This is a genomic window from Myxococcales bacterium (genome assembly GCA_022184915.1).
Taxonomy (GTDB): Bacteria; Myxococcota_A; Polyangia; order Fen-1088; family Fen-1088; genus JAGTJU01.
This window is the reverse complement of sequence record JAGTJU010000009.1, coordinates 74784-100482: the sequence shown is the minus strand read 5'-3', so window position 1 is coordinate 100482 and position 25699 is coordinate 74784. Positions and strand designations below refer to the sequence as shown.

The 25699-nt window shown below is 66.7% G+C and carries 22 protein-coding genes and 2 pseudogenes; 10 read left to right on the top strand and 14 right to left on the bottom strand.

What is annotated here, in order from left to right; genetic code table 11:
• Nucleotides 1-22 precede the first annotated feature (22 nt).
• From KA712_24630 to KA712_24605, 6 genes are all read right to left on the bottom strand, one after another.
• Nucleotides 23-1348: a FecR family protein gene (locus tag KA712_24630; protein MCG5056150.1), complete on the bottom strand. Its 1326-nt coding sequence runs from the start codon at nucleotides 1346-1348 to the stop codon at nucleotides 23-25.
• Complete coding sequence (locus KA712_24625) at nucleotides 1345-2037, bottom strand: sigma-70 family RNA polymerase sigma factor (protein ID MCG5056149.1); 693 nt, start codon at nucleotides 2035-2037, stop codon at nucleotides 1345-1347. The genes KA712_24630 and KA712_24625 overlap by 4 nt, the downstream gene beginning before the upstream one ends.
• Nucleotides 2038-2201: 164 nt before the next feature.
• Nucleotides 2202-3104, bottom strand: coding sequence for a hypothetical protein (locus KA712_24620; protein ID MCG5056148.1), 903 nt, complete (start codon nucleotides 3102-3104; stop codon nucleotides 2202-2204).
• A gap of 77 nt (nucleotides 3105-3181) precedes the next feature.
• Nucleotides 3182-4366 carry a diguanylate cyclase gene (locus KA712_24615; protein MCG5056147.1) on the bottom strand — a complete coding sequence of 395 codons (1185 nt, stop codon included), beginning with the start codon at nucleotides 4364-4366 and terminating at the stop codon, nucleotides 3182-3184.
• Nucleotides 4367-4446: 80 nt separating this feature from the next.
• Entirely contained in the window at nucleotides 4447-6606 is a 2160-nt protein-coding gene (locus KA712_24610) for an ATP-binding cassette domain-containing protein (GenBank protein ID MCG5056146.1), read from the bottom strand.
• 1913 nt (nucleotides 6607-8519) lie between these two features.
• A complete protein-coding gene (locus KA712_24605; protein MCG5056145.1) occupies nucleotides 8520-9854 on the bottom strand; it encodes a hypothetical protein in 1335 nt (444 codons plus the stop codon).
• Nucleotides 9855-10043: 189 nt separating this feature from the next.
• Here KA712_24605 and KA712_24600 point away from each other — a divergent pair, with 189 nt between their 5' ends.
• Complete coding sequence (locus KA712_24600) at nucleotides 10044-10694, top strand: NAD(P)-binding domain-containing protein (GenBank protein ID MCG5056144.1); 651 nt, start codon at nucleotides 10044-10046, stop codon at nucleotides 10692-10694.
• Nucleotides 10695-10709: 15 nt separating this feature from the next.
• Nucleotides 10710-11477: a YdcF family protein gene (locus tag KA712_24595; GenBank protein ID MCG5056143.1), complete on the top strand. Its 768-nt coding sequence runs from the start codon at nucleotides 10710-10712 to the stop codon at nucleotides 11475-11477.
• Nucleotides 11478-11982: 505 nt separating this feature from the next.
• On the opposite strand, the gene KA712_24590 is transcribed toward KA712_24595, so the two are convergent.
• From KA712_24590 to KA712_24580, 3 genes are all read right to left on the bottom strand, one after another.
• The gene (locus KA712_24590; GenBank protein ID MCG5056142.1) at nucleotides 11983-12861 is read right to left on the bottom strand and encodes a hypothetical protein; all 879 of its coding nucleotides are present in this window, start codon (nucleotides 12859-12861) and stop codon (nucleotides 11983-11985) included.
• 183 nt (nucleotides 12862-13044) lie between these two features.
• The gene (gene ychF, locus KA712_24585; protein ID MCG5056141.1) at nucleotides 13045-14139 is read right to left on the bottom strand and encodes a redox-regulated ATPase YchF; all 1095 of its coding nucleotides are present in this window, start codon (nucleotides 14137-14139) and stop codon (nucleotides 13045-13047) included.
• 79 nt (nucleotides 14140-14218) lie between these two features.
• Nucleotides 14219-15196: an NAD(P)-dependent alcohol dehydrogenase gene (locus tag KA712_24580; protein MCG5056140.1), complete on the bottom strand. Its 978-nt coding sequence runs from the start codon at nucleotides 15194-15196 to the stop codon at nucleotides 14219-14221.
• A gap of 208 nt (nucleotides 15197-15404) precedes the next feature.
• Between KA712_24580 and KA712_24575 the strand changes: the two genes are divergently transcribed.
• Nucleotides 15405-16091 carry an SRPBCC family protein gene (locus KA712_24575; GenBank protein ID MCG5056139.1) on the top strand — a complete coding sequence of 229 codons (687 nt, stop codon included), beginning with the start codon at nucleotides 15405-15407 and terminating at the stop codon, nucleotides 16089-16091.
• Between the two features lie 236 nt (nucleotides 16092-16327).
• Here KA712_24575 and KA712_24570 read toward each other — a convergent pair whose 3' ends face one another.
• Nucleotides 16328-16513 carry a hypothetical protein gene (locus KA712_24570; protein ID MCG5056138.1) on the bottom strand — a complete coding sequence of 62 codons (186 nt, stop codon included), beginning with the start codon at nucleotides 16511-16513 and terminating at the stop codon, nucleotides 16328-16330.
• Nucleotides 16514-16547: 34 nt separating this feature from the next.
• Here KA712_24570 and KA712_24565 point away from each other — a divergent pair, with 34 nt between their 5' ends.
• From KA712_24565 to KA712_24545, 5 genes and pseudogenes are all read left to right on the top strand, one after another.
• Entirely contained in the window at nucleotides 16548-17828 is a 1281-nt protein-coding gene (locus tag KA712_24565; GenBank protein MCG5056137.1) for a glycerophosphodiester phosphodiesterase, read from the top strand.
• A 65-nt stretch (nucleotides 17829-17893) separates the two neighbouring features.
• Nucleotides 17894-19012, top strand: a complete 1119-nt coding sequence (locus KA712_24560; GenBank protein ID MCG5056136.1) for a VWA domain-containing protein — start codon at nucleotides 17894-17896, stop codon at nucleotides 19010-19012.
• A 1036-nt stretch (nucleotides 19013-20048) separates the two neighbouring features.
• Nucleotides 20049-21467 (top strand): hypothetical protein, encoded by a 1419-nt coding sequence (locus KA712_24555; protein MCG5056135.1) that lies wholly within the window; start codon nucleotides 20049-20051, stop codon nucleotides 21465-21467.
• Nucleotides 21454-21681 (top strand): hypothetical protein, encoded by a 228-nt coding sequence (locus KA712_24550; protein MCG5056134.1) that lies wholly within the window; start codon nucleotides 21454-21456, stop codon nucleotides 21679-21681. Before KA712_24555 ends, KA712_24550 begins: the two co-directional genes overlap by 14 nt.
• A gap of 75 nt (nucleotides 21682-21756) precedes the next feature.
• Nucleotides 21757-22035: pseudogene (locus KA712_24545) on the top strand (amino acid permease).
• Between the two features lie 2 nt (nucleotides 22036-22037).
• Here KA712_24545 and KA712_24540 read toward each other — a convergent pair.
• Nucleotides 22038-22506, bottom strand: a pseudogene (locus KA712_24540) (Gar/GrdA family gentamicin resistance ATP-binding protein).
• Between the two features lie 63 nt (nucleotides 22507-22569).
• On the opposite strand from KA712_24540, the gene KA712_24535 reads away from it, so the two are divergent.
• Together KA712_24535 and KA712_24530 are read left to right on the top strand one after the other, a co-directional pair.
• Nucleotides 22570-22845, top strand: coding sequence for a hypothetical protein (locus tag KA712_24535; protein ID MCG5056133.1), 276 nt, complete (start codon nucleotides 22570-22572; stop codon nucleotides 22843-22845).
• Nucleotides 22833-23228, top strand: a complete 396-nt coding sequence (locus KA712_24530; protein MCG5056132.1) for a PIN domain-containing protein — start codon at nucleotides 22833-22835, stop codon at nucleotides 23226-23228. Before KA712_24535 ends, KA712_24530 begins: the two co-directional genes overlap by 13 nt.
• A 59-nt stretch (nucleotides 23229-23287) precedes the next feature.
• Here the strand turns inward: KA712_24530 and KA712_24525 are convergent, their stop codons facing one another.
• From KA712_24525 to KA712_24515, 3 genes are all read right to left on the bottom strand, one after another.
• Nucleotides 23288-24193, bottom strand: coding sequence for an MOSC N-terminal beta barrel domain-containing protein (locus tag KA712_24525; protein MCG5056131.1), 906 nt, complete (start codon nucleotides 24191-24193; stop codon nucleotides 23288-23290).
• 96 nt (nucleotides 24194-24289) lie between these two features.
• Nucleotides 24290-25039 (bottom strand): hypothetical protein, encoded by a 750-nt coding sequence (locus tag KA712_24520; protein MCG5056130.1) that lies wholly within the window; start codon nucleotides 25037-25039, stop codon nucleotides 24290-24292.
• A 171-nt stretch (nucleotides 25040-25210) separates the two neighbouring features.
• Nucleotides 25211-25657, bottom strand: a complete 447-nt coding sequence (locus KA712_24515; GenBank protein ID MCG5056129.1) for a hypothetical protein — start codon at nucleotides 25655-25657, stop codon at nucleotides 25211-25213.
• Between the last annotated feature and the right edge of the window lie 42 nt (nucleotides 25658-25699).

The window sequence follows — 25699 nt, the reverse complement described above, 5'->3', positions numbered from 1 at the left end:
CAGCAGACCTGCCGCCCCCCGCCTAGGGCGTGGCCAGAAGCGACTTCGCGAGGTCCGTATGCGGTCCTCCCGTGAACTCACGCAGGTACCGCGAGGCGTCTTTGCGGGCTGCGGGCAGGTCGCCCAGCAGGTGCCGGCTTTCCATGAGGCGTCCCAGGGCGGCGGCCGCCAGCGGCCCGCGAGGCGCTTCGTCCAGATAGGTGCGGAACCAGGAGGTGGCACGGCCGTTGTCATGATCGAGCTCGAAGGCGATGCGGCCGAGCATGTAGGCTGCGAGTGCGGATTCGTGCCCCCCCGTAAACCGGCGCCGGAGGCAATTGTAGGTGGAGACGGCCGCGGCGTCTCGGGTTGCCGCGCGGGCGGTGTCGGCCAGCCGCAAGAGGGCCCGGGCGTCCAGGTCCTTGCACAGCGTTTCGAGCCCCACGCGATCCACCATCGCCATGGCGCCGCCAAAATCTCCCCGCGCGGCCAAGGCATCCCAAGTCGGCGAAGGCGAAGGCGAAGGCGAAGCTGTTTCCTCGGCCCGCAGCGGGACGGTGGGCTCGGGGCCGGTGCGGCGGCTTTCCCGCCGAAGCGCCGGACGTGGCGGCCGTGGGGCGGTGGCGGGCTCCGTATCGATGGCGATCTCTCCCAGATCGATGGGCGCCAGGGGGTGGTCTTGGAAGGTTGCTAGCCCTCGACCGAGGTCCACGGCCAAGCTTTGCCCCCGGGCCACCCGCCGGGCACCCTCGAGCAGCGGCCCTTCCACCGTGACCCCGCCTTCTTCCAGGCGGATCTGGAACGTGCGCTCACGCGGCGCCCACGACAGTGAAAACGCCGTACCGGTCACCGTGACCTCGAAAGGCCCTGCCTCGAACGTCCACCGGACGCCCCGGCCCGGCGTGATGCGCATTTCGGCACGTCCGCGGTGAAGCCGCGCCCGGACCCGCCGCCCCTGCACCTCGCCGAGCTCGAAGCTGGCTTTCGGCTGGAGCAGCACCATCGAACCTTCGGAGAACCCCAGCGGCAGAGCCTCGAGCGCGGGTGCGCGCACCGGCTGCCCCACCGCCACCCGGTTGCCGTTCGGGAAGCTGGCCTCGAGCGCGGGCCCTTGTCCGTGCAGCCACAGCCCCAGAAGGCCCGCCGCAGCGGCTGCGCCACAAAGCGCCATCAGCCGCGGCAGGCGGCGACGCGCCGGTCGCTCCGTCACAAAGCGCTGCATGAAGCGCTGCGTGGCGCGTTCGGCGCGCTGCGGGCGCCCTTCGGCGAGCAGCTTGTCCTGGACGGCCCCGAGGTCGAGCAGACGCCGTTCGAGCGCTTCGGTGGGGGCGGCGAGCAGGTCACCCTTCGTGGAGTTCGGCCCGTTCATTCGCGCTCCTCCTCGTCCTCGCCCCCGGGCGCGGTGTCGAGCGTGTCAGACCGCGACGCCAGCCAGTCGCGCAGCACCGGGTCGCGGTTGGCGATCCGAAAGAAACGCTCCTGCGCACTTTTGCTTTTTCGCTTCACGGTGGCCGGCGAGATCTCGCAGAGCGAGCAGACCTCCGCCACATCCATGCCCTCGATGGCGCGCAGGCTGAACACCAGGCGCTCGTCGGTGGGCAGCTTGTCGAGTGCCAGGTAGGCCCTGGCGAGGGCCTGGCGCTCTTCGGGCTGGGGCGTGAAGCCAGGAACATCGTCGAGGTTGAAGCCGGGGCGAAAATCGAGCCACTTGAGCGCCTTGCGGCGCCGGATGCAGCCCCGCGCCGTGCGGATGGCGATCTGCCCCAGCCAGCTCGACAGCGCGCCGTGGTCGCCTCGAAAGCTGTCGATGCCCTTGAGCGCGGCGAAGAAAACTTCCTGCACCAGGTCGGGCACCTCGGCGTCGAAGCCCAACACGCGGGTGACGAGGCGCTCGACGTAAGCGTGGTAGCGGCGGAAAAACGCCGCTTGGGCCTGGGGCTTACCGCCGCGCAGCCCCTCGAGCAGGGCCGCTTCGTCGAGCCCGGCGGAGAGCGCCACCACGCGGCCGCCGGAGGCAGCGTCTGTAGGTACGGCGTGAGGGGTTCGTCTTTGGCTCATGCGAAGGGGCGTTACCCGCGGGAGGGGACTCCCGATGGACACGCAACCCACCCTGTTCGGCATCGGCAGGGCCGAGACGGGATTGAACCAAGCGACGCCGGACATGTACGCGCCTTAGTGGCAGCGGCGCGGGCACTGGGCTCAACTATGTGCGCGCCCAGGCGTCATTCGACGCGCACGGAATCGATGAACACATCGCCCTGCCAGGGGCCGGCGACGTCCAGGCGCAGGCCCAGCTCGAGCGGGTTCTGGCCCGCGTAACTTGGGGGAATCGGAATGGAAAGCTGGGTCCAGGCGCCGGCGCCGATCTCGGTGCCGACCCGCCGGTCTTGCTGCCAGGAGTTGGGGGTCACGGTTTGAATGAAGGCCTGCAGAGTTCCAATCTTGTGCCCCTCGGGAACCCAGACCTGGAAGACCACGGTTTGCCCGGGCGGCAAGGGGCCGATTTTGCCGGAGACGACGCCAACGATGCGCTCGGTGAGCCCTGGCCCCACGTCGATGGGGTAGCGCAAGGACCACAGGCCCCCGTAGGAACGGACCATCGAGCGTTCGGGGGGCAAACCAGGCTTTCCGCGGCTTTGCCCGAGATCCTTCCAGTCTTGTGCGGTGGTCTCGAAGTTGAACCGCGCGGTGTCAGGCGGCGGAGGGGGCTCTTCGATGCCGCCTCGGCCGCCGGCGCCACCTGCGCCTGGGGTGCCACCTGTGCCTGGGGTGCCACCTGTGCCTGGGGTGCCGCCTGTGCCTGGGGTGCCGCCTGTGCCTGGGGTGCCGCCCATGCCTTCCACCGGAACGACGGGGCTGCCGCCCATGCCCGGGGTGCCGCCCGCTGCGCCGCCCTGCCCCGAGCCCATGGACCCGCCTGAGGCGCTGTTGACGGGTGGACCCGCGTCAGGCTCCCCCCCTTCGGAGGTCCCACCGTCGGGTACCCCCACGAGCCCGCCGCCTGCCCCGGGGCTGCCGCCTAGCACCGCTGCGTCGCCGCCGTCGAGGGGCGCGTCGGGCTCTGCAGGCACGGTGCACGCCCACACGACCAACCCAATGCCAGCCCAGAATACACGCTTAAGCATAGTCCGCCTGGTGTAGCACGGAGCGTGACCGGGTCCAACAAAGAACATCGTGGGCGTGGCCGGGCAAACGGAACCGGCTACGGTGCCAGAGCCTGTAACGCGCGTCCCACGAGCGCCTCTGCGCTCGCCTCGGCCGGATCGCACTCACTCATGCCGCTCGAAAGACGCAAGGGAGGGGCCCCCTCGACTTTCAGTGCGGCAATGGACTTGAGCAAGCGGCCCATCACCAGTTGCGCCTGCGCACGGGCCGCGTTGTGCAGAACCACGATGAAGGCGTTGCTCGACCAGCGCACCACTTCATCGGTGGCGCGGGTGAGGCGCAGCAGGGTTTGGGCCGCGGTGCGAAGCAGGGCGTCTGCCAACGCGAGGCCCTGAGGCTCGTCCAGGGACGGCAGGTTGTCGATACGAAGGGCACCCACGGAGAGCCCCTCGCCGTGCCGTCGCGCCCGGTCCATCGCCTTGCGAAGGGCTGTCTCGCCCCCCCGGCGGTTGAGCACGCCCGTCACCGCGTCGAGCATCGACGACTTCTCCATGAACTCGTCGTAGAGCACTTCTTTCGAGACGTCCTGACACAGCTCGAGGCGGACGCCTCCCCAGGGCAGGGAGACGCGGGCGCGGGTCACACGCAGCACACGGCGCTGACGCCCGGGCAGGTCCACGTCTTCCTGGCCTGGCTCGCAGTCACAAGGCGGCACCCCGCGAGCATCCCACTGCATGCGCACGCGGTTGCGTTCGCGTCCCAAAAGGTGTTCGGGCGCGGCGCCTCCCACCCGTGCGAGCGCTTCGTTGGCCTGCGCGACGCGGCCGTCAGGCGCCGTGATCAAAACGCCCACGTCCAGGTGGTCCATCAAGGCGCCGAGGTACGCGCGCGTCGACCACAGCGCTTCTTCGGCCTCGGCCAGCCGGAGCCCGAGCGCCAGGCGGGTGGTGAGCTCGTCCACGTTGACGGGTTTGTTGATGACTTCGTTGGCGCCGCTGTCGAGCGCGCCGCGCACGTCGCCCCCGTCTTCGCGCTTGAGCATCATCACCACGAACAGGGGCCGCTCGCCCGCGCGGTGCCGAAGGCGGGCACACAGCGGGGCCCCAAAGCCTGCGGAGGCTTTGCCATCCAGCACGACGGCGGCAAGCTGCGCGTCGGCCACCAGCTGCAGCTCGGCTTCCTCGGCCGAGGCGGCCAGGGTGACCTCGTAGCCTGCCTGCTGAAGCGCTTTGTCCAGCAGGGTTCTCGTGATGAGGTCGGCGTCTGCGATCAGGATCTTCATGAGCCCGCGCGAAAGCCGCGCCCTACGCCTCCTTCGGCGGCTCTCTTCGTGGGCTTGAGCTTCGATGCCGGGAGACCGCCTCAGCCCCGGGGCGCGGGGCGCGCCGTTGTGCCTTTGCGCCGGGGTTTGGCGAGGCTCTGGCGGGGCGTGGCAGCGTTCAAGAAGGCGGCGGTGCGGGACGCCGGGTGGGCGGCGACCTCCTCGGGCGTGCCCCAGGCGACGACCTGGCCGCCGGCGTCACCGCCTTCGGGCCCCATGTCGATGAGGCAGTCCGCCGCCCGAATCACGTCGAGGTTGTGCTCGATCACCACCACGGTGTCGCCCCGATCCACCAGCTTCTGGAGGGCGGCGATCATCTTGGCCACATCAGCCATGTGCAGGCCCGTCGTGGGCTCGTCGAGCACGAAGAGGGAACGGCCCGCGCCGCTCGAGGCCAGCTCGGCCGCCAGCTTGATGCGCTGGGCTTCACCCCCCGACAGCGTGGGACTCGGTTGCCCCAGGCGCAGGTATCCAAGGCCGATGTCCTGCATGAAGCGCAGTGGCTCGGCGATCGGACGAAACGCCGAAAACACGTTTGCGGCGTCTTCGATCGCCATCTCCAACACATCGGCGATGGTCTGGCCTTTCCACGTCACGGCCAGCGTGTCCGTGTTGTAGCGGCGGCCATTGCAGGTGGCGCAAGGGATGTAGACGTCGGGCAGCAAGGCCATGCTGATCTTCAATCGGCCCTGGCCTTCGCAGGTCTCGCAGCGCCCGCCCTTGACGTTGAAGGAAAAGCGGTTGCTCTTCCAGCCCCGGGCGCGAGCGTCGGGTGTCTCCGCGAACAGGTTGCGAATCGGCGTGAGGATGTCGACGTAGGTGGCGGGGACCGAACGCGGTGTGCGCCCAATGGGCGTTTCATCGACTTGCAGCGCGCGGTCGAGAGGGCCGGTGCCCTCGAGCGTCTTGACGAACGAGGGCAGGGGCTTTTTACCCAACTTCGCCTTCACCGCCTGGTAGAGGACTCTTCGTACCAAAGTGGATTTGCCCGAGCCGGACACACCGGTCACGCAGACGAGGCGTCCGAGGGGAAGCTCAACCCTCAGGTTGCGCAGGTTGTGCAAGCGGGCGCCCGTGAGCACCAGTCGAGCGGTTCCTTCGAGCGGGCGACGCGGAGGCGGGGGGGGCGAAGCGTGGCCCCGTAACCACTGCGCCGTGAGTGAGCCCTCTGTTTTCTCCACCTGCGCGGGTGTGCCCTGGGCCACGACGTGGCCTCCGTGCGTGCCGGCCCCGGGGCCAAGGTCGATCATGTGATCGGCACGGCGGATCACGGCTTCGTCGTGCTCCACCACCACCACCGTGTTGCCGCGATCGCGCAGCCCGATGAGCGCGTCGGTGAGCGCGGACGCGTCGCGCGGGTGCAGGCCCACGGTGGGCTCGTCGAGCACGTAGCAAACGCCCCGCAGGTTCGAGGCCAGCTGTGCCACGATGCGGACCCGCTGCGCTTCGCCCGTCGAGAGGGTATGGGCCCCCCGGTCGAGCGTGAGGTAACCCAGGCCCAAGTCGTCGAGGACCGCAAGGCGCCGTTCGATCTCGGGCAACACGGACTCTTCGAGCTCGAGCGGGATCGCGCCCCCGCTCGTGCGCAGCGCCGCGGTGAAGGCCCGTGCGTCACGCACCGTGCGGCTCGCCACCTGGCCGATGTGTTCGCCCCCGAGCTTCACCGCACGTGCCGCCGCCGAGAGCCGCGAGCCGTTGCAGGCTTTGCAGGGTGTGGCGGGAGCCTCGAGCGCCACGCCTTCATCGTCGTCGTCATCGATCGCAGCGAGCGGCTCGGTCCCCAAGCCCTGGCAGGCCGGGCATCCCCCGAATGTCTGGCTGAAGGTGAAGAGACGTGGGTCGGGAACGGGCAGCCCCGTACCGCACGAGGGGCAGGCGCGTAGAGTCGAGTAGTAGCGATCGCCCTCGGCGCTTTGCACCAGCACCTGGCCCCCACCGAGCTCGAGAGCGCGCGCGATCGCCTCGGCGACCGGGGCGGGCGCGGGCGTGCGGCCAAACCGCGCCACCACCGCCTCGACGTCGTGCACCTGGTAGCGATCGAGTTTGGGGGGCTTGGCAGCGGGGTGGTAGGCCCCGTCGATGCGCACCTCGTCGACCCCTCGCTTGGCAGCCGCGGTGATGAGCTCGGTGTGAAGGCCCTTGCGCTTGCGGACGAGGGGCGCCAACACCGTGAAGATTTTCTTTGCGTGGTGAGCGGCCACCCGCGCGGCCAGCGCCTTGGCGTCGGCGCTTTCGCCGGCCAAACCGCACTTGGGACAGTGGGGCGTGCCGAGCCACGCGAACACCAGGCGCAGGTAGTGATAGACCTCGGACGCGGTGCCCACCGTGGACAGCGCCGAGCCATGCGAGAGCTTCTGTTCCAGCGCCACCGTGGGCGGAACACCCTCGACGCGATCCACGTCCGGGCGGGCCAAAGGCCGCACGAACTGTCGCACGTAGGTTGAAAGACAATCGAGGTAGCGACGCTGGCCCTCGGCGTAAAGCACGTCGAAGGCCAGCGTGGATTTGCCCGAGCCCGACGCCCCTGTGACCGCGACGAAGGCGTTGCGGGGGCACCTTGACCGTGACGTCTTTCAGGTTGTGTTCGCGTGCCCCCTGGATGTCGATCGTGGCGCGGGGGGTGTAGGGCGCCTGCGCTTCGGCGGCGCGTGAGGCCTTCGCGGGGCGCTGCGCGCGCGCCAGGGTGTCTCGCAGCGACTGGCCCGTGGGCGTGTCCAGCTTCGCGATCGCGGCGGGCGGGCCTTGTCCCACCACGCGGCCGCCCCGGTCGCCGCCTTCGGGTCCGAGATCGATGATCCAGTCGGCCGCCAGCGCCACTTGCTGGTTGTGCTCGACCACCACCACGCTGTGTCCCGCCGCCGTGAGGGTGTCGATGGCGCCCAGCAGGGATTCCACGTCCGCCGGGTGAAGCCCCGTGGTGGGTTCGTCGAGAATGAAGAGCTGCGGTGCGGCCTCGGCGGCTCCCGCAAGGTGTGCCGCCAACTTCAGGCGCTGCGATTCGCCTCCCGACAACGTGGGCGCGGGCTGTGACAACGTGAGGTAGCCGAGCCCCAGGGAGACGAGCGGCTGTAGCGCGCGCACCACGGGCTTGCTGTGCGCAAAGCGCGCGATGACTTGGGAGGCGGGTAGATCCAGAAGCTCCGCAATGGTGAGCCCTTCGTACGTCACCGCGAGCGACTCGGGGCAGAAGCGCTTGCCGTCACAGGCGGGGCAGCGCACGTGCGCATCGGGCAAAAACTGCAGCTCAATTTTCTCGTAGCCCGCCCCCTGGCACAGCGGGCACGCGCCGACCGAGGAATTGAACGAGAAGGCCGAGGTGGTGAGCTTGGCCGCCTTGGCTTGCGCGGTGCCCGCAAAGGCCTTGCGCAAGGGATCCAGCACGCCGAGGTACGTGGCCGCGTTCACGCGCCCGCTGGCCCCGAGCGGGGTTTGGTCGACGAACACCACATCCGAGAGCTCTTGACCCTTCGGCAGCGTGACCCGCGTGCAAGCGCCTGGCTCGGACTCGGGCTGGCCCAAAAGCCGCCGTAGATTGCGGTAGAGCACCTGATCCACCAACGTGGATTTTCCCGACCCCGACACCCCCGTGACGCAGACGAAGCCGCCGAGCGGCACGGTCACCGTCACGTCGTGCAGGTTGTTCTCCCGTGCGCCCTCGATGCGGATGCCGTGCGCGGGATCGAGCGTGCGCGGCGTTCGGGTGGCGGCCAGCGTCGTTCCGCCCAGAAAGGCGGCCGTCTTCGACGCCTTCACGTCCAGCAAACCGGCCACGGGGCCCGCGTACACCACGTGCCCGCCCGCGGGGCCCGGGCCGGGGCCGAGATCGATCACGTGATCGGCGGCGCGAATCAAGGTGGGATCGTGCTCCACCACGACCACGGCGTTGTCCTTGCGGGCCAGGCGCACGAGCACCTCGGCCAAACGGGCGGCGTCGCGGGCGTGAAGCCCCACCGAGGGCTCGTCGAGGACATAAAGCGTGCTCGACAGGGCACTGCCGAGCGCGGTGGCCAGCCCCACCCGCTGGGCTTCGCCCCCCGACAAGGTGCGGGACTGACGGGCGAGCGTGAGATACCCAAGCCCCACGTCGACCAAGAACCGCAGCCGGCTTTGCAGCTCACCGAGGAGCAACGTGCTGGCGGCATCCGTGGGGCGGCGCTGCCACGCGGAAAAGAACGCATCGACGTGCGTGAGGGTCTCTGCCTCGAGCGCAGGCAAGGTACGCCCCTCCACCGTGTAAAGCAGCGCCTCGGGCTTGAGCCGCGTGCCTCCGCAGGCGGTGCACGGCAGAGTAGTGGCGGTACCGCGAGAGCAGCACCCGCACGTGCATCTTGTAGCTGCGGCCCTCGAGCCACTCGAAAAAGCCGGCCACGCCGTACCACTTGCGCTTCCAGTCCTTACGGCCGTCGGGCTCCCCGTCCCAGATCTGCGCGCGCGTTTTGTCGTCGAGCTCTGCCCAGGGCGTGCCGAGCGGAATGCCCGCGCGCCGGCAGAAGCGCTCGAGGTCGTCCTGGCATTCCTTGTACGAGGGGCTCTGCAAGGGCTTGAGGCAGCCTTGCTTGATCGACAAGCGGGGATCGGGCACCACCAGGTTGGGGTCGATGCCCATCGTGCGGCCAAAGCCACGACAGCTCTCGCACGCGCCCACGGGGTTATTGAACGAGAACATCGCCGCGGAAGGGTCGGGGTAGGTGACGCCGCAGCAGGTGAGGCTTTCGCTCCAGGTGAGGGCTTTTCCTTCGACCTGCACCGTGAGGGAGCCGTGTCCCCAACGCAGAGCGGCCTCGAAGGAATCGATGAGGCGCTGGCGGCTGTGCGCGTCGATGCGCACGCGGTCGAGCACGACACACACGGGGTCCGCGGTGAGCGCGGCGGCGTCGAGCTTGACGGCCTCGCCGTTCTCGAGAACGCGCTGAAAGCCGTTGCGCGCCAAAGACTCACGCAAGAGCGTGGGCGAGAGCTTGCCGCTCGTGAGGGCGAAGGTGACCAGGGCCTGCTGTCCCGGCGCCTCGGACACGAGCCGCTCGAAGATCGCCGAAGGCGTGGCACGCACCACGGGCTTGCCGCATCGTGCGCACGTGAGCTGACTGGCCCGCGCGAACAGGGCCCGGAGGTAATCGGCGATCGAGGTCATCGTGCCCACCGTCGATCGCGACGATCGTACGGGCGCCGTGCGATCGATCGCCACGGCCGGCAGCACGCCCTCGATGCGCTCGGCTTTGGGGCGATCGAGCCGCTCGAGGAACTGCCGCGCATAGGCGCTGAAGGTCTCGACGTAACGGCGGTGACCTTCGGCGTAAAGAATGTCGAAGGCCAACGACGATTTCCCGGCCCCGGCCACCCCGGTGATCGCGGTGACGGCGCCCACGGGTATCTGCACCGAAACGTTCTTCAGGTTGTTGTGGCGGGCGCCTTCGACGGTGATGCTGCGGGACGGGAGGGGAGGCTTCATGAGCGGGGGGAGGCTGAAGGTGGCATGGGCGCGAGGGCCTTGCACGCGCTTGGATGCCGCTCACGGCCGGGCGATGGCCGGGGCGTCGTTTTTCCTTCGCCCCGCCAGGGCCAGGGCGGGTTCTTGGGCCGGGGGGCCGCGCGCGGTTGCACCGTGTGGCATCCTGCGGCTTTGAAAGGCGGATACGACATGGCTGACAAGATTGGTGTGCTGGGTTCCGGGCAAGTGGGTCAGGTGCTTGCCGCAGGGTTCAAAAAACACGGACACGAGGTGATGATCGGGAGCCGCTCGCCCGAGAAGCTGAGCGATTGGCAGGCGGGTGCCGGTCAGGGCGTGTCGCTTGGGACGTTCGCCGAGACCGCCGCGTTCGGGGACGTGATCGTGCTGGCGGTCAAGGGCGGTATCGCGGCCGAGGCGCTCGCAGCCGCCGGCGTGGCCCACCTGCGCGGCAAGGTGATCATGGACGCCACGAACCCGATCGCGGAAGCGCCGCCCGAAGGCGGCGTGCTGAAGTTCTTCACAAACCTCGACGAGTCTCTCATGGAGCGCCTGCAAAAACAGGTGCCTGAAGCGCACTTCGTGAAGGCGTTTTCCTGCGTGGGCAACGCGCTCATGGTCAACCCCGCGTTGCCCGGCGGAAAGCCCACCATGTTCATCGCCGGCAACGATGCGGCCGCCAAGCGAAAGGTGGAGGCCCTGCTCGACGTCTTCGGCTGGGAAAGCGAAGACATGGGGGGCGCCGCGGCAGCGCGAGCCATCGAGCCCCTGTGCATGCTGTGGTGCATTCCAGGCTTCCTGCGCAACCAGTGGGGGCACGCCTTCAAGCTCCTCAAGCCTTGAGGGTTCGCCCTCCCGATGTTTCTCTTCAAAAAGCTCCTCTCGGCGTGCCTTGCGCCCTTGCCGCTGGTGCTGGGATTGTGGGTCGTGGCCGCGGGGCTGTTTTGGTGGCGGCGGCAGAGGCTGGGGCGTGGCTTGGCGTTCGTGGGGCTCGGTGTGCTCGGGCTTTCAACCTGTGACCCGGTGGGCAGCGCGCTCATCGCGCCTCTCGAGCGCCGCTACGCTCCGATGCCGCGGGACGTGAAGCTCACCGATGCGTCACTACGCTACGTGGTGGTGCTGGGCGGGGCTGCCCGCCGGATTGCAGGGGCGGCCCCCGCCGTGCAGCTCAACCCCGCGGCCCTGGGACGGCTCGCGGAGGGCCTTCGCATCTGGCGCGCGCTCCCCGGCGCCCAGCTGGTTGTTTCGGGCGCGGCGACCGGGACCGAAGTGTCCCAGGCCGAGCTTGCCGGCGCAGCGGCCGCAGCGCTGGGCGTTCCGCGCACCGCGATCATCGAAGAGGCGCGTCCCCGCGACACCGAAAGCGAAGCCCGCTTTCTGCGCGAACGGCTCGGGCCTCGGTCGATCGTCCTCGTCACGTCGGCCTGGCACATGCCCCGCGCGGTGGCCCTGTTCCGGGCGCAGGGATTCGACGTGCACCCCGCGCCTTGCGACTACACGACCGGCAACGGGTTCGGGTGGCAGGATCTGCTCCCGGGAAGCCGGGGTCTGGGTAAGGTCGAACGTGCTTGGCACGAATACCTGGGCCTGGCGTGGGCCTGGCTGACGGGTGCGCTCGGTCGCTGAGGGCCTCCGAAAGCGCGGCTCATTGGTTCTGCGCGCGCGCGGCGGCCCCTGCGCTGTCGGCCTCGGCCAGGATCGCACTGGCCGTGGTGGCGTCTGCGTCTCGAGAACGTAGGCGCCGCCGCTGTCCGTGGCCTTCGTGGCCAGGCCGCGTTCGAAGAGCATGGCTTGGGCTTGGGGCCAAACAGCCTGAATGGGCTGGTTGTAGACGAGGGTCTCCGTGCGCATGCGAATGTGCTGGGTACGGGCGCGCTGCCCGCGTAGGGCGGCACAGCCGGAGGTCCCGGCCACGAGGATGGTGAAGGCCAGCAGCGCAAAGGTGGGAAGGCCGAAGCGGCGCGGCTTTGGGAGCATCGAGGGGGTGTGAAGGGAAGTTGTCATCATGCTCCCCCCTGTGACGGTGCCTGCGAGAGTGGGTCAGACGTTTTTGCGAAAGAGGCGTTCAAAAAGGCCCTTCGAAACGGCAAAGGCCGGCGACAGGGCCGGCCTTTGCACGGAAGCGCGTGATTTACAGCCGGTAGGTGCCGAAGACGCCCAGGAAGAGCGTGTCGCCGACGTCCTGACCTTCACCCGTCGTGAGGTTCGCCAAACCCAGGTTGGCGCCCACGTCGAGGTGGCCTTCGAGGGTCGTGAACTGGCCCGTCAGGAACAAAGGCAGCTGGGCGCCGTCATCCCCGCTGAACTTGAACTCGTGGGCCGAAAGGATGCCGGTGTTCACAGCCACCGCTACGTTGGAGGTGGCCTGATACCACAGAGCCAAGGGCACCCAGAGCGCCTGGAACGTCTCCGCGCCCGAGTCACCGAAGGCTCCGTCGAGCTGAAACACGAGGCCGGGATCGGCCGTCACGGCGAGCTGCTCGTTGAAGCGGTGCTTGAAGGCGGCGCCCAGGCGGAAGCCCAACGTCATGCCTTCGAGGTCGAAGAATGTGGGAGCAACCGACGTCACGAGGCCCGCAGGGAGGCCGGCATGGCCGTAACCCACGTCGAGGCGCAACGAGACCATCTCGTGTAGAGCGTAGAGCCCGTTGACCCAGACGCCGCCGAGGGACTCGAGATTCCCGGGCGTGGCCAACGCCAGGGGCAGACGCAGCCCCACCTGGAGCTTGTCGGTGGCCCCGTAGTCGGCGCGCAGGGTGAAGCCAACGAGGTCGCCGAGATCGGGGGCCTTGAACACGTTCAGGTCGCCCCCCACCTCGAGCATGCCGGGTTGCAGGTTGATGGGGCGGGCCACCTCCTCGGCGGGGTAGGCGCCGCCGCCCATCGCGATGTCTGCCGCGGACGGCTGGGTGTTCGCCTGGCCGCCGAAGTCGTCCTGCGCCTCCGCGGTGCCAACCGCAAGAAAGAGCGCCGAGGCGCCCAGCCACATTCCCTTGCTCGATTTCGTCATACTGAATCTCCTTGCGTTGCTGAACCGGGGGCCTGCCTGGCCCTGCGAAAGGTTTCGTTCACGTTTCCGATCCGTGAGCAACCTAGCGAAGGTTTCCGGTAAGTAAAGAAACCGAGCACATCGCCTCGGCCAGGCGGCGGAGGCGATGACGCAGTGAGACTCTCTCGCTCAGCGGCGAGGCGACTACACGTTGAAGAGGAAGTGCAAAATGTCGCCGTCGGCAACCACGTACTCTTTGCCTTCCATGCGCATGCGGCCGGCCTGTTTGATGGCGGCTTCGCTCTTGTACTGCTCGAGATCGGCCAGCGTGTACACCTGCGCGCGAATGAAACCCTTCTCGAAGTCGGTGTGGATCACGCCTGCCGCCTGGGGGGCCGTGGCGCCTTTTTTGATCGTCCACGCACGAACCTCTTTTTCGCCTGCCGTGAAATACGATTGCAGGCCCAGCAAGCGGTAACACTCACGCGCCAAGGTGGCCAACGCTGGCTCCTCGAGACCGTACGCGGAAAGCAGCTCCGCCCGCTCGGATTCTTCGACCTCGGCCAATTCCGATTCGATCTTGCCGCACAACACCACGACGCCGGCGCCCTCCGCCGCTGCCCGTGCGCGCACCTGATCGCTGAACGCATTGCCCTTGGGCAGGTCGTTTTCGCCGACGTTGCAGCAGTAAAGTACGGGCTTCGTGGTCAGAAGGCCGAACGTCTCCACGATCTTGCTTTCGTCCTCCGTCAGCGTGAGCGTGCGGGCCGGTTTGCCGTCTGAAAGATGTGCAAAGATCTTTTCGGCAACGGCCGCCTCGACGAGCGCTTCTTTGTTGCCCGTCTTCGCCGCAGATTGCGCCTTCTTCAGGCGCTTTTCAGCCGATGAGACATCGGCCAAGGCCAACTCGAGCTCGATGATCTCGATGTCGCGAATCGGATCCACGCTGCCGGAGACGTGCACCACGTTTTCGTCTTCGAAGCACCGGACCATCATCAAGATGGCGCTGGTCTCGCGGATGTTCGCCAGGAACTTGTTGCCCAGGCCTTCGCCCTGAGACGCTCCTTTGACCAACCCCGCGATGTCAACGATCTCGACGATGGTGGGAATCACCTTCTGCGGGGGGATGTACTTCGTGATGCGCGCCAGGCGTGGATCGGGCACGGGCACCACGCCCACGTTGGGGTCGATCGTGCAGAAGGGGTAGTTGGCGGCCGCCGCCTTCCCCGAGGTCAGTGCGTTGAATACGGTGCTCTTGCCGACGTTGGGCAAGCCTACGATGCCAACAGAAAGTGCCATGGCCACGCTCGTAGCACGAAGCTGGGGGGGGTGTTTGTCATGACGCGACGCATTTTTTCAGAGCCGAGGCCCACGGCAGCTACGACGCCGTGGGTAGGCTCACGACGACGCTGCCCCTCTTTCTTCCGGAGTCGACCACGCGGTATGCGTCGACCAGGTTCTCGAAGGCGAAGCGCTGGTCGATGACCGGCCGCAGCGCCCCTTGAGCCGCAAGCTCACACACCTCCCGGAGCAGCGCGGGCGTCTCCGCGCAGGGGCCCGCGATCACCCGGTGCCGCAGGGGCCCGCGGACGAACGGCGCCCTCAGCATGGCCGGCAGATCGGCGAGCACGGCCAAGAGGCGCCCCCCCTTTGCGAGAATGGGCTTCACACGGGCGTACCCCGCGTTCCCGACGGTGTCCACGATGATGTCGTACTCCCCGCGGTGCGCGAAGTCCGCGCTTGCGTAATCGATCACGTGATCGGCACCGAGTGCGCTCACGAGGTCAGCGTTGCGCGCGCTGGTGACGGCCGTGACGTGAGCCCCTGCGTGCTTTGCCAGCTGGAGGGCCGCGGTACCGACGTTACCGGAGGCGCCGTTGACGAGCACGCGTTCGCCCGCTTTCAGCTGGCCCCGGCGCAGGAAATCGAGCGCGGTCATCGCGCCGAAAGGCAAGGCGGCCGCTTCCTCGAAGGTGAGCTGGGGAGGCTTGGGGGCCAGGCGCCCCGCGGCCGGCATCACGAGACACTCGGCGTGGGCGCCGAGCGCGCTGCCCGGAAAAGCCACCACGGGCTCACCCACGCGAAAGGCCGTGACCTTGTCGCCCACGGCCGCGATGATCCCCGCGGCGTCGGTGCCGAGGACAGGGTGGCGAGGGCCTTGAAAGCCAAGGGCCACCCCGCGGAGGGCTCCGAACCCCCGTGGCATGATGCCGCTGCGCACCCGCCAGTCACCCGAAGTCACCGCCGTGGCCATCACCCGCACCAGCACCTCACCGCGCCCGGGTGAGGGGGTAGGGACCTCGCGAAACGTGACCACCTCGGGAGGGCCATAACGGGATACGTATGCAACTTTCATCGAGCGCCTTTTCGTCGGTGGAGCTTACAGTGTAAGAGTTTTGCGTGGGTCTCGATCTGGTGCTCGACGCGCTCGAGCGCTTGCGGCAAGGCACATGAGACCGTTGTGGGCGCAGCTCGCCCTGCAAGGATTGCTGCCCAACCCGCCTTGTGCCACCATGCGGCCTTCTTGCGCCCGCCCGGGCGCCCCTTTGTGACCAGGAGCCCTCATGCTGAAAAAAGTCGTCGTCGTTTTCGTGTTGATCGTCGGTGGTTTCCTGGCGTTCGCGGCGACCCAGCCCGGGACCTATCACGTCGAGCGCTCCGCCGACATTGAAGCGCCTGCGGCGATCGTCTTTGCCGAGCTGGACGACTTTCACAACTGGCAAGCCTGGTCCCCTTGGGAAAAGATGGACCCCGCAATGAAGAAGACCTTCGAAGGACCGGCGGGGCAGGTGGGCTCGTCTTACGCCTGGGAAGGCAACAAAGACGTGGGCAAGGGCAGGATGAGCGTGACGGCGGTCGAGGCGCCTCGCAGGATCGAGTACAAGCTCGAGTTCATCGAACCGTTTGCGGCCGTCGCAAGCAACCGCTTTTCACTGGCTGGTGAAACGACCCAGAAGGTGACGTGGTCGATGGACGGGGACAAGTCGTTCCCCGCCAAGGTCATGGGCATCTTCATGGACATGGACGCCGCCATCGGGAAGGATTTCGAGGCGGGGCTTTTGGCCCTGAAGTCCGTGTCAGAGACGAAGGCGAAAGCTGCGGCGGAAGAGGCCGCACGCACGCAGGCCGAAGCGGAAGCCGCCGCACAGGCGGAAGCCGCCGCAGCAGCCGAAGCGGAAGCGGCAGCAAAGATCGCAGCGGAGGCGGAAGCCGCCAAGGGCAAGGGCAAGGGCAAACGCAAGGCGAAGTAGGGCAAGGGGGCCTAAATTTAGGGCCCGCGCCGTTCAGAATGTCCGGTCCCGCGTCAGGCCGACCTCTGCGGCCGCGGAGCCCTGGACGCGCGGTCAGGCCGCGCCTCGCCGCCGGGGGACGGCCGCAGAGGCTCCTCACGATAGGCCCGCCGCCCCTTCGCCGTGCGCCCCGACACGAGGTGTTCGGCAGACCGTGACACGGTTGATTCTTTGTAAGTACGTTCGTCGCCCCGGCGTCATGAGTTGATCACGGCGGTGAACAGTGCCGAAACTTCGGGCGCTTCGTTCGCGCTTTTGTTGCGGTCTTCATGCGCGGGACGAAGGAGGAGCCGGCGTACCCTGCGGTGAGGGACGGAGCGCAGGTTCACCATGGAGCGGCGCAGGCGCCTTTCATCCCACACCGAGGAAAGATCCATGAACACGTTCACCCGTATCAGCACGAGAACGACCTGCCTGATGTCGCTCTTCGCCTTGGCGGCCAACGCCTGTGATGACCCGCATTGGGCGCAGTTGGCCGAAGAGCTCGCGGAAGAGCACCGCAAGGATCCCCACGAAGACGAGGTTCGTCCTGAGAAGCCGCGGAAGCTTCAAAACATTCAGGTCGGGCCCAGGCCCTACTACCTCGTCGAGGATATGGACGATGGCCCTTTGAAGCGAAAGCTCGAGCAATGCTCGGAAGGCCCCTTCAAAAAAACTGACTTCTCAATTGGACATCGCGGTGCCCCCCTTCAGTTCCCGGAGCACACGAAGGAATCCTACGAGGCGGCGGCGCGCATGGGCGCGGGCATTGTCGAATGCGACGTGACCTTCACCAAGGATCGAGAGCTCGTGTGTCGGCACTCGCAATGTGACCTTCACACCACCACCAACATCTTGGCGATCCCGGCGTTGGCTGCAAAGTGCACGAAGCCGTTTTCGCCCTACGATCCCGCCACGGGCAGCCCCGCCACGGCCACCTGCTGTACGAGCGACATCACCCTGGCCGAGTTCAAGCAACTCTGTGGCAAGATGGACGCCAGCAACCCGAAGGCTGCTACCGTGCAGGAGTACCTGGGTGGCACGGCCAACTTCCGGACCGATCTGTACTCGACCTGCGGGACCGTCGTGACCCACAAGGAGAGCATTCGGCTCATCAAGGGACTGGGTGCGAAGTTCACGCCGGAGCTGAAGGAACCTTCGGTGCCCATGCCTTTCGAGGGCTCGTACTCGCAAGAGATGTACGCCCAGCAGATGCTCGACGAGTACAAGCAGGCCGGGATCAATCCGAAGCAGGTGTGGCCCCAGTCGTTCCGCTTGGACGACGTGCTCTACTGGATCGCGCGCGAGCCGGCCTTCGGAAAGCAGGCCGTGTACCTGGATGCGCGGGTTGATACCGCGGCCGGGTACGCCACGGCCGTTGCAGGTATGCAAGACCTCGCGAACAAGGGCGTCCGCATCGTGGCACCCCCGATGTTCGCTCTGTTGAAGTTGGACCGCCGCAACAACCTGGTGGCGTCCGAGTATGCGGTGGCCGCCAAAGCGGCAGGCCTCGACATCATCACGTGGACTCTGGAGCGCTCGGGGCTCCTCAAGACCGGCGGCGGTTACTACTACCAGTACGTGACTCCCGTCATCAACAACGACGGTGACATGCTGACGGTGCTCGACGCGTTGGCTCAGAAGGTCGGGATCCTCGGGATCTTCTCCGATTGGCCCGCGACTGTGACGTACTACGCGAACTGCATGGGCCTCGAGTGAGCGGGGCACTTTCCTGAGCCGCGGCGGAGCGTGGCGCGTCTCCCGTTCTCATGGGAGGTATCGCCATGCTGTCATTCCCGCATCGTCCCGAGCTCGTCTCGGAGGAACGAGCGTCCGCGCCCGGTCACCGTCACGAGCGGCGCTTGTCCGTTCCTTTTGTGTCCGTCGCCGGGGCCATGGGCCTATGTCTTTGGGCCTGCGGCCCCGTCGGCGGCGAATTGGCGGGGGGAATCAACGGTGGGGCCCCTGGTGTCGATGCGGGCGCGGGCGGAGCGGAAGGATTTACGTTTGGCGGCCAAGCTGGTCTGGCGCCGCCTCCCGTTCCTGAACCTCCGCCCACCGAGACCAACAATTGCGGCGTGAAGGCCGTGGTTCCCACCAAGCGGGGCGCCTCCGTGGTCATCGTGGCTGACTCCTCGAAGAACTCCTCCCAAGGTGTGCGGCTTGCGTACGACACCCTCGACGACCTCGTCGAGCAGCAAGACTTGAGCCGGTGGGCCCTGCTGACGACGCCGGAGGGCACAGAGCGTCTCAGTGAGTGCGGTGTGCGTGCCTCTGTCGACTTCGGGTCCACGGTGGCCCGTTGGCAGGAAGCGTTGGGCGAAGAAACAGGTCTCATGCGCAACGGCACGTCCGCCGTCGCCGCCGCCATCGAGAAAGCTGTTGCCCTTCTGAAGGCTCGTAACGACGGGACCGACCGGTTCATCGTCTTGCTGACGTCGGGTGAAGTGGCGCTTCCCTCGGCGAATTTCTGTGGAAACGACCTTCCCCAGGAAGCCCTCGCGTCGGCGTTGAGCCAGGGTATCAGAACGTACGTCCTTGGCGGATGGTACCAGCCCATGCAGCTGGCACCCAGTCTCACCGAGCTTGCCGAGGCGGGGGGCACGGCCCGTCCCGGGAACACGAAGTACTACTCCTCGGAGAGTTCAGACGTGCGTACGGTCTTCGTCGGTGTGAGCGAGCGTCTCAACAACTGCCGCTTGGCGCTGGGAGAGGTGCCACCCGTACCGGACAACATCCTGGTCAAGGTGGGAGACACCAAGATTGCGTTCGGCTCCGAAGACGGTTGGGTCTACGAGGGCGCGGAAACGATCGTCTTGCAGGGCCAGGCCTGCTCGCAGGTGAGCGCGTCCTCCCAGCCCCTCTCCGTGCTGTTCGGCTGTCCCGGGATCCCGGTGTTGTAGAGACACAGGAGGCCGGCGGGGGCGTTGGAACCCTGGGTCGGTCCTGGGCGCTTCTCAAGTGACACCCCTCAACTCATTCTGAGGTCGAAACATCATCAGCTCGAAATTGGTCATCCATGAACCCAAGACGTCTTCCGCAGCCCTCTCTTCAGCTTGCCCTGGCGAGCTCCTTTTTGGCATTTCTCCTCGCCTGTGGCGGCGGAGGGAGCACCGGGGAGGCTGACGGGGACGAGGGCGGCGCCGGCGGCACCGGTGAAGGCCAGGGCGGCGCAAACCAAGGCGGTCAGCCCGGGCTGGGCGGAGCGGGCGGCGACGCCGAAAACGCCGCGGGCGAGGGGGGAACGTCCGCGGGCGGGCAAGGCGGTGGGGGCCACGGGCGGCATGCCCGAAGGCACGGGTGGCATGCCCGAGGGCACGGGCGGCATGCCCGAGGGCACGGGCGGCATGCCCGAGGGCACGGGCGGCATGCCCGAGGGCACGGGTGGCATGCCTGGCGCTGGAGGCGGCGGTGGCACCCCGGTACGGGTGGCGTTGGGAGGGGAAGACCCGGCCATCGGGCCGCCTGGTACGGTGGACAACCCAGACAGGGTGTTGTTCGCGAGTGACTTCAGCGGGGCCGCGCCCGCACAACAGCCGGTTTTCGACCGTGTGTGGCTTCTGCATCCGGAGATCAAGCTGACGGGGTGGAGCCTGGCCGAGGGTGTGGCTGCGGTGGCGGGCCAGAACAACCGCTACGCGTTCGCGGCCAAGGCCGCCAGTACGGAAGCCTCCGCCAACGAAGCCGTCGCGGCGGGCCGCTACGCCTCCGTGAAATTCGAGGTGGGCATGGCGTCGAGGGCTCGGCTCGAGAGCATCGAGTTCACGCTGAGCCGGGAGGTGCTGGCGGGCACCAGCACCGTGGCGGTTTTCACGAGCGTGGGTGGATTCGCTGCCAATGCGGCGGTGTACACCAGCCCGGCGTTGTCGCCCACGGGAGGCTCGCTGCGCTTTCAAGGCCCCGCTGCCCGCGCAAGGCTACGACCAGCGCACGGGCGCCATGGAGATCCGGGTGTACGTGATCGGCGCCGCTGGGCAGGTGGCCAACGTGGCCCTGACCGGCTTCGTGCTCCGCGGGGACATCACGCCTGCCCCGGCGGCCCCTGCCGCCAAACGCAAGGATCTCGGCACCAATTTGGGACACGTCAGGGATTTCGAAACGGATTCCCCCTTCCTCGATAAATTCAAGCACGCGCGCCCCTGGCTGACGCGTGCCGTGGGCACGGTTGATGTCTTCGACCGCCAGTTCTCCGAACAGGTCCCCGTGGACGCGGACGGTTGGCCCACGCAGGTGCCTTTTTCGCCCGCGGGCCATCCGCCGCAGATCGTCCACACGGTGCTCAGCACGCCTCGCAACGGCCCGCATGCGCTCTTGTTCGAGGGCAAAGGCAAAATGGTGGTCAAGGGGCCGGGGGTGAACGCCCCCGTCACCGCTGCGGGCGGGCCGGGCCGCTGGGACGTGGTGATCAACAAACGGGGCAACAGCTACCGAGACGCGGCGACGATCTACGTCGAAATCCACGAGACCGATCCCGCCGATCCCATCCGCAAGCTGCGCTTCATGCACGCCGGGCATGTGGCCGTCTACGAGACCGCGCCCTTCGAGCCTCTCATGATCGCGCGGCTGGCCGGCATGACGCCCATTCGGTTCATGGATTGGGGCAACACCAACCGGCAACCGCTTGCCGTGTGGGCGGATCGCCCGAAGCCTTCCACCTACTCGCAGGCCACCAACAAAGGCGTGGCCCTGGAGCACATGATCGCCCTGGTCAATGCCACCAAGGCCGACGCCTGGATCAACGTGCCGCATTTGGCGAACGACGCCTTCGTGCGCGAGATGGCCAAGATGTTGTTGGCCCAGCTGCATCCGGCGGGCAAGGTCTACGTCGAGTATTCGAACGAAACCTGGAACACCGAGTTCGACCAGGGCAAGTACGTGAGCACGGAAAGCAAGGTGAAGTATCCAGGGCTCCGCGCGGACCTGGCTCACCAGAAGTTCGCCACCTACAAGCAGGTCCACGTCTGGGAGCTGTTCAAGGAGGTCTTCGGCGCTCAGTTCGAGGCGCGCATCCGTCGCCCCCTCGGGGGGCAGGCGGCGTCCGGGTCCGTCAACAAAGCCCGGCTCGAGTACGCAGAGGCGTCGGATGTCAACCCGCAGGGGATCAAGGTGCAGGGGCTGGCGCTTGCGCCGTATTTCGGAAAGGTGTACCGCAACAGCGACGTGGCGGGCGGCATTCCTACCACCGCGCAGCTGCTGCAAGACGCAAAGAGCGACATCACGCAGAGGCGCAAGTGGTGTGTGGGCTTCAGCGAAGCAACTGGCCAATCAGATGGGTGTGAAGCTGTGGGCGGTCGAGGCAGGCCAGACCATCCGTGCGGTCGAGTCCGTGCCGCGAGAGAGCCAGGTGTTCGTGGATAACGCGTTCGCCGCCAACCGCTCACCGCAAATGCTCGCGCTCTACCGCGAATACCTGCAAGCCCTCGTGGACAGTGGTTTCGAGCTGACGATCCACTTCGTGTTCTGCGGCGGCTGGTCGAAGTTCGGCACCTGGGGCGCGATCGAGTCCCTCGATCAACCGAACGCAGAGGCGCCCAAGCACCAGGCGCTGCTCGAGTCTCTGTTCGGGAACTGACCGAGGTCGGAATCCTTGACCAGGCTGGCGCGGCGTCTCGGCACCTTCGACGCCGTGGTCGTGGGGCTAGGCGCGATGATCGGCGCGGGGGTGTTTGCGGCCATCGGCCCGGCCGTCCGCGCTGCGGGGTCCGGGCTTCCGTGGGCGCTTGGGCTCGCAGGGTTGGTTGCCTATTGCAACGCAACCTCTTCGGCACAACTCGCTGCGCTCTACCCCGAATCGGGAGGTGCCTATGTTTACGGCGGGCGCCGGCTCGGGCCGCTCTGGGGGTTTTTGGCCGGCTGGGGCTTCGTCATCGGGAAAACGGCAAGCTGTGCCGCGATGGCTTTGACCTTTGGCCAGTACGCCGCGCCTGCGGGGGGGGCCGAAACGTCGAACGGTTCGCCTGGCGAAGCATCCGCGTTTGCCAACAAGGCCGCCCGTTCCTCCATGACCATGTCGTGTTCGAAGGCTCGTTCATCGAGCGCCTTTGCACTTTGGCGCACACGAATCCTTCGAAGGTTTTCTTCGAGCGGCAAAGTCAGAAGAAAGCAGCGAAGCTCCATGTCGGCATCCACAGCACGGAGCGCGTGTTGGAGCTCGACGAGCTCGTGCGCCGTACGCCAAAGGTGATTGATGATGAAGTGGCGGTAACCGTGGTCCTTGTGATGCCGGACAAGGAGGGACAGCGTGGCATGTAGGTACGGCTAACTCGTCCAGAGCGGGCGGGTTCACCGCAACGATGTGATCGCCGTCCAGCATGACGCTGCCTTTCAAACCCTCCATCAGGGCTTCTGCCAGAGTCGGCTTTCCGATGCCCAAAGGCCCATTGAGGACGATGATCATGTCGAGAATCGTTTTCTGATTTTTCGATAATCTGATATTCAGATTTGACCTATACTAAGGGTCATGCGGGTGCAAAAGATCAGTGCCACAGAGGCTTCGCGGTCCTTCTCTGACTTGCTGAATCGCGTCAAATACGCCGGCGAAGAGTTCGTGGTCGAAAGGGGGGGAATACCCTTTTGTCGGATCGTGCCGGTGGCAGCGCCGGAACTGCTTACGCTCGAAGCGTTGGCGCAGATCATCGAGGACCGTGGCACTGATCCTGGTTTCGCAGACGCCATCGAAGAGGCGAGCAAGCTCGGAAACGCACCGGGCGTTCCTGTGGACCCATGGACACGTTGACGGACTCTAGCGTCATCATCGCCTTGGAGCGTGGCCAGCTTTCAGCGAAAGACTTCGGTAATCTTGGTAAGTCTTTGCTGGTGCTGTCAGCCATCACGGTTTCGGAGCTCCTGCATGGAGTTCACCGAGCGGACGAAAGCCGACGTTTGAAGAGAGAAGCTTTTGTTGAGTCAATCTTGACCCGAGCACGCACGCTCGATTTCGACATGGCCGCAGCTCGCGTTCACGCGCAACTTTCAGCTGCTTTGGCTGCGAGCGGAACGTCGATTGGAGCGCACGACCTGCTGATAGGCAGCACCGCGGTGGCGTACGGGCTGCGTCTTCTAACGAGAAAACCGAAAGATTTCGGGCGGATTCCGGGCCTCAAGGTCGCAACCGTATAACAGCACGCGAAGGCTCGGCCAGCGTGGTTTGCAGGTACGCCAACTCGTCCAGTCGCCCGTCAAACAACGTAGACGGGCGCGCCCACGTGCAGGGCATGGGTGTCACCCGTCGTTGCGTAGATGCCCAGGTTTTGATCGCCGTGTTTGACGATGGTTCGCAACATGGATGCGTCCTTGGGCAGTTCTTCCAGCGGGCGGGTCACGGCTCCGCATCGCGGCGCTGTTTCGGTGCACTGGAAGTGGGCCTCACCGATCACCAAAGTACGTCCGATCCAGGCTTGTTCAACCAGGCCTGTTTCGCCGTCGAGCGGCTGAATGACGATGTTGGGTCGAAACCGGCGGATGTCCCAATCGGCCTTTGGCCGAAGCGCGGCGAAATGCTCCATCGTCGCGGTCGTGACGATGTGCAACGGGGCAACCAGAAAAAACGTTCCCGGAATCGTGACGAACTGAACCGCCCGCGCAGGCAGGTTGTCGAGGTCGGGTAGCGGTTCACCGGGCTCACGCGTGAATGTTGCGGCCAGCTCGGCCCGCCAGTCATGCCCCTTCGCTTTGTACCTCTTGAAGAAACCTTCCTGTTGAGGGGCGCGCAGGGCCTCGACACGCGAGGCGTGACCCACGAGCGCGGAGACCTTGTCATGCACGGAGGGATGGTCGCTTCCCATCGAGGTTCCATCCGGAAACGTGATGTCCGCCGGGGCTGCCGTTGAACCGTTGGCATCGGGGCCGCGTAAAGGTGTCGTTTCGAAGTCGACGGCGGGCCCCTGTCGGAGGCGCGCGCTGCACAGTAGAAGCTGCGGGCGATACTTGCAGCTTTGAACCTCTTGTCGGGCCGTGTCCCAGACCGCCCAGATACGGTCGCCCTCGATGCCCTGTGCACCAACGGTGCAGGTTGACAGGCTCTCTCCTGCCATGCCTTTGACGGGATAGCGCCAAAGCTGAACGACTTTCCCCACGGGCTTCATGCTTGCCAGGATACGAACGGATGCCCCTATCCGTCGTCAAAAAAAAGAGCCCCGGAAGCACGAGGCTCCCAGGGCTCTTTTTCGAGTGCTCAATCTTTACTTGACGGGCGGTGGCGGAACGTCAACGTCGGGGCACTTGACGGAGATCGTGCCGTAGAGTGAGTCCAGCGATTCCAGGGCCTTCTCGTCACCCTTGCCTGCGGCCTTGAGCGCCTGGGCGTAGGAGGCAACGAGACGGTCACACAGGGTGTCCTCTGGCTCCTCCTCTGCAGGGGCCTCACAGCGGGCGACGGGCAGGCTCTCGAAGCCGCAGACGTCGACGAGATGTGGCTTCATGCAGACCATGCGCTCACGCAGGCCTTCGGCGGTAGTCGCGTCGGGCGAACCCGAGCGCAGCTTTTCGCCGTAGGATTGGTAAAGCTCGGCCAACTTACAGCAGTCGGAGGTGCTGAAGTCAGGGCAGCTGGTCTCCTTTTCGGGGGCTGCACAGCGGGCCGCCGGCAGGGAGTCGAACCGGCAAGAGTTGACGAGGTAAGGCTTCATGCAAGCCATGCGATGGTTGGCCGCCGCTCGGTCGGGTTCCGACAGTCCGGGGAGCTTTTCGGAATACTGGGCGTAAAGCTCAGACAACTTACAGCAGTCGGAGGTGCTGAAATCGGGGCATTCGTCGTCCTTGCCCGGCTTCTTGGGTTCGACGATTTCTCCGGGGCGGGGCTTCTTGGGCTCCTGGGCGCCCTCCACCACGTCTTCCACCCCAGGGCCGACGAGCTCACAGCCCGTGAGGCCCATGAGGCTGAGGACTCCTGCGAGCAGGGCGCCATGACCACCTAACTTTACCATCTGCATTTCGTTCTCCTTCGGTACTGCGACACCAGAGGGTGCCAGCTCATCGCTGCCGGGGGCGCCGTCTGCCCCACGGTGCGCCTTTAGGAGTGGCCGCTCTTCTCCCGTCCTTACAGACGTTCGTCAGAAAAAAGTTCTTGTCCCGTGGCGGGGCCGGCGCGGGCACACCGCCCCTTACCGGGGCGCCTTGGATGAATCGGGGCTTTGGGGGGGCATGGGGTACCCGAAGGCCTCGGCGCGCGCGAAGCGGGGCCGGGTGTGGGGGTCGGCGTACCGGGGCACGGGCCCCGGTTGGGCTTTTCGCAGGGAGGCGTCGAAAAAGCGCCTTGCGAAGGCCTCGATTCGGAGGTCCCGGGGCGAGGGCCCGGGCTCGGTGCGGACACCGTCCGCTTCGAGCTCGGCGGCTTGAAGCTGGCGCCGGGCGGGGTTGGCGGCACTCGGGACGAGGTCTCTCTCCTCGTCGGTGAGGGTGGCCAGCAGATGGGAGACCTGCCTGGCGGAGATGCCAAGCGGCGCTCCCACCGCAGTGTAGGTCGTGACGCGGCCTTTCGGAACCCAGGACGTGGCCGCGAGAACCTCGGCCCTGATACGGGCGAAGGCGAGGGATCGTTGTGGCGGCATCAAGGGGTGAGATGCCGCCGAGGCAAACGCGTGTGCTGGGGC

Coding starts and splice junctions, on each gene's coding strand:
- KA712_24555 (MCG5056135.1), top strand. CDS start 20,049: ATGGAGATCCGGGTGTACGTGATCGGCGCCGCTGGGCAGGTGGCCAAC.
- KA712_24580 (MCG5056140.1), bottom strand. CDS start 15,196: ATGAAAGTTGCATACGTATCCCGTTATGGCCCTCCCGAGGTGGTCACG.
- KA712_24565 (MCG5056137.1), top strand. CDS start 16,548: ATGTCGCTCTTCGCCTTGGCGGCCAACGCCTGTGATGACCCGCATTGG.
- ychF (MCG5056141.1), bottom strand. CDS start 14,139: ATGGCACTTTCTGTTGGCATCGTAGGCTTGCCCAACGTCGGCAAGAGC.
- KA712_24575 (MCG5056139.1), top strand. CDS start 15,405: ATGCTGAAAAAAGTCGTCGTCGTTTTCGTGTTGATCGTCGGTGGTTTC.
- KA712_24535 (MCG5056133.1), top strand. CDS start 22,570: ATGCGGGTGCAAAAGATCAGTGCCACAGAGGCTTCGCGGTCCTTCTCT.
- KA712_24525 (MCG5056131.1), bottom strand. CDS start 24,193: ATGAAGCCCGTGGGGAAAGTCGTTCAGCTTTGGCGCTATCCCGTCAAA.
- KA712_24625 (MCG5056149.1), bottom strand. CDS start 2,037: ATGAGCCAAAGACGAACCCCTCACGCCGTACCTACAGACGCTGCCTCC.
- KA712_24590 (MCG5056142.1), bottom strand. CDS start 12,861: ATGACGAAATCGAGCAAGGGAATGTGGCTGGGCGCCTCGGCGCTCTTT.
- KA712_24560 (MCG5056136.1), top strand. CDS start 17,894: ATGCTGTCATTCCCGCATCGTCCCGAGCTCGTCTCGGAGGAACGAGCG.
- KA712_24520 (MCG5056130.1), bottom strand. CDS start 25,039: ATGCAGATGGTAAAGTTAGGTGGTCATGGCGCCCTGCTCGCAGGAGTC.
- KA712_24605 (MCG5056145.1), bottom strand. CDS start 9,854: ATGAAGCCTCCCCTCCCGTCCCGCAGCATCACCGTCGAAGGCGCCCGC.
- KA712_24620 (MCG5056148.1), bottom strand. CDS start 3,104: ATGCTTAAGCGTGTATTCTGGGCTGGCATTGGGTTGGTCGTGTGGGCG.
- KA712_24600 (MCG5056144.1), top strand. CDS start 10,044: ATGGCTGACAAGATTGGTGTGCTGGGTTCCGGGCAAGTGGGTCAGGTG.
- KA712_24615 (MCG5056147.1), bottom strand. CDS start 4,366: ATGAAGATCCTGATCGCAGACGCCGACCTCATCACGAGAACCCTGCTG.
- KA712_24595 (MCG5056143.1), top strand. CDS start 10,710: ATGTTTCTCTTCAAAAAGCTCCTCTCGGCGTGCCTTGCGCCCTTGCCG.
- KA712_24530 (MCG5056132.1), top strand. CDS start 22,833: ATGGACACGTTGACGGACTCTAGCGTCATCATCGCCTTGGAGCGTGGC.
- KA712_24515 (MCG5056129.1), bottom strand. CDS start 25,657: ATGCCGCCACAACGATCCCTCGCCTTCGCCCGTATCAGGGCCGAGGTT.
- KA712_24630 (MCG5056150.1), bottom strand. CDS start 1,348: ATGAACGGGCCGAACTCCACGAAGGGTGACCTGCTCGCCGCCCCCACC.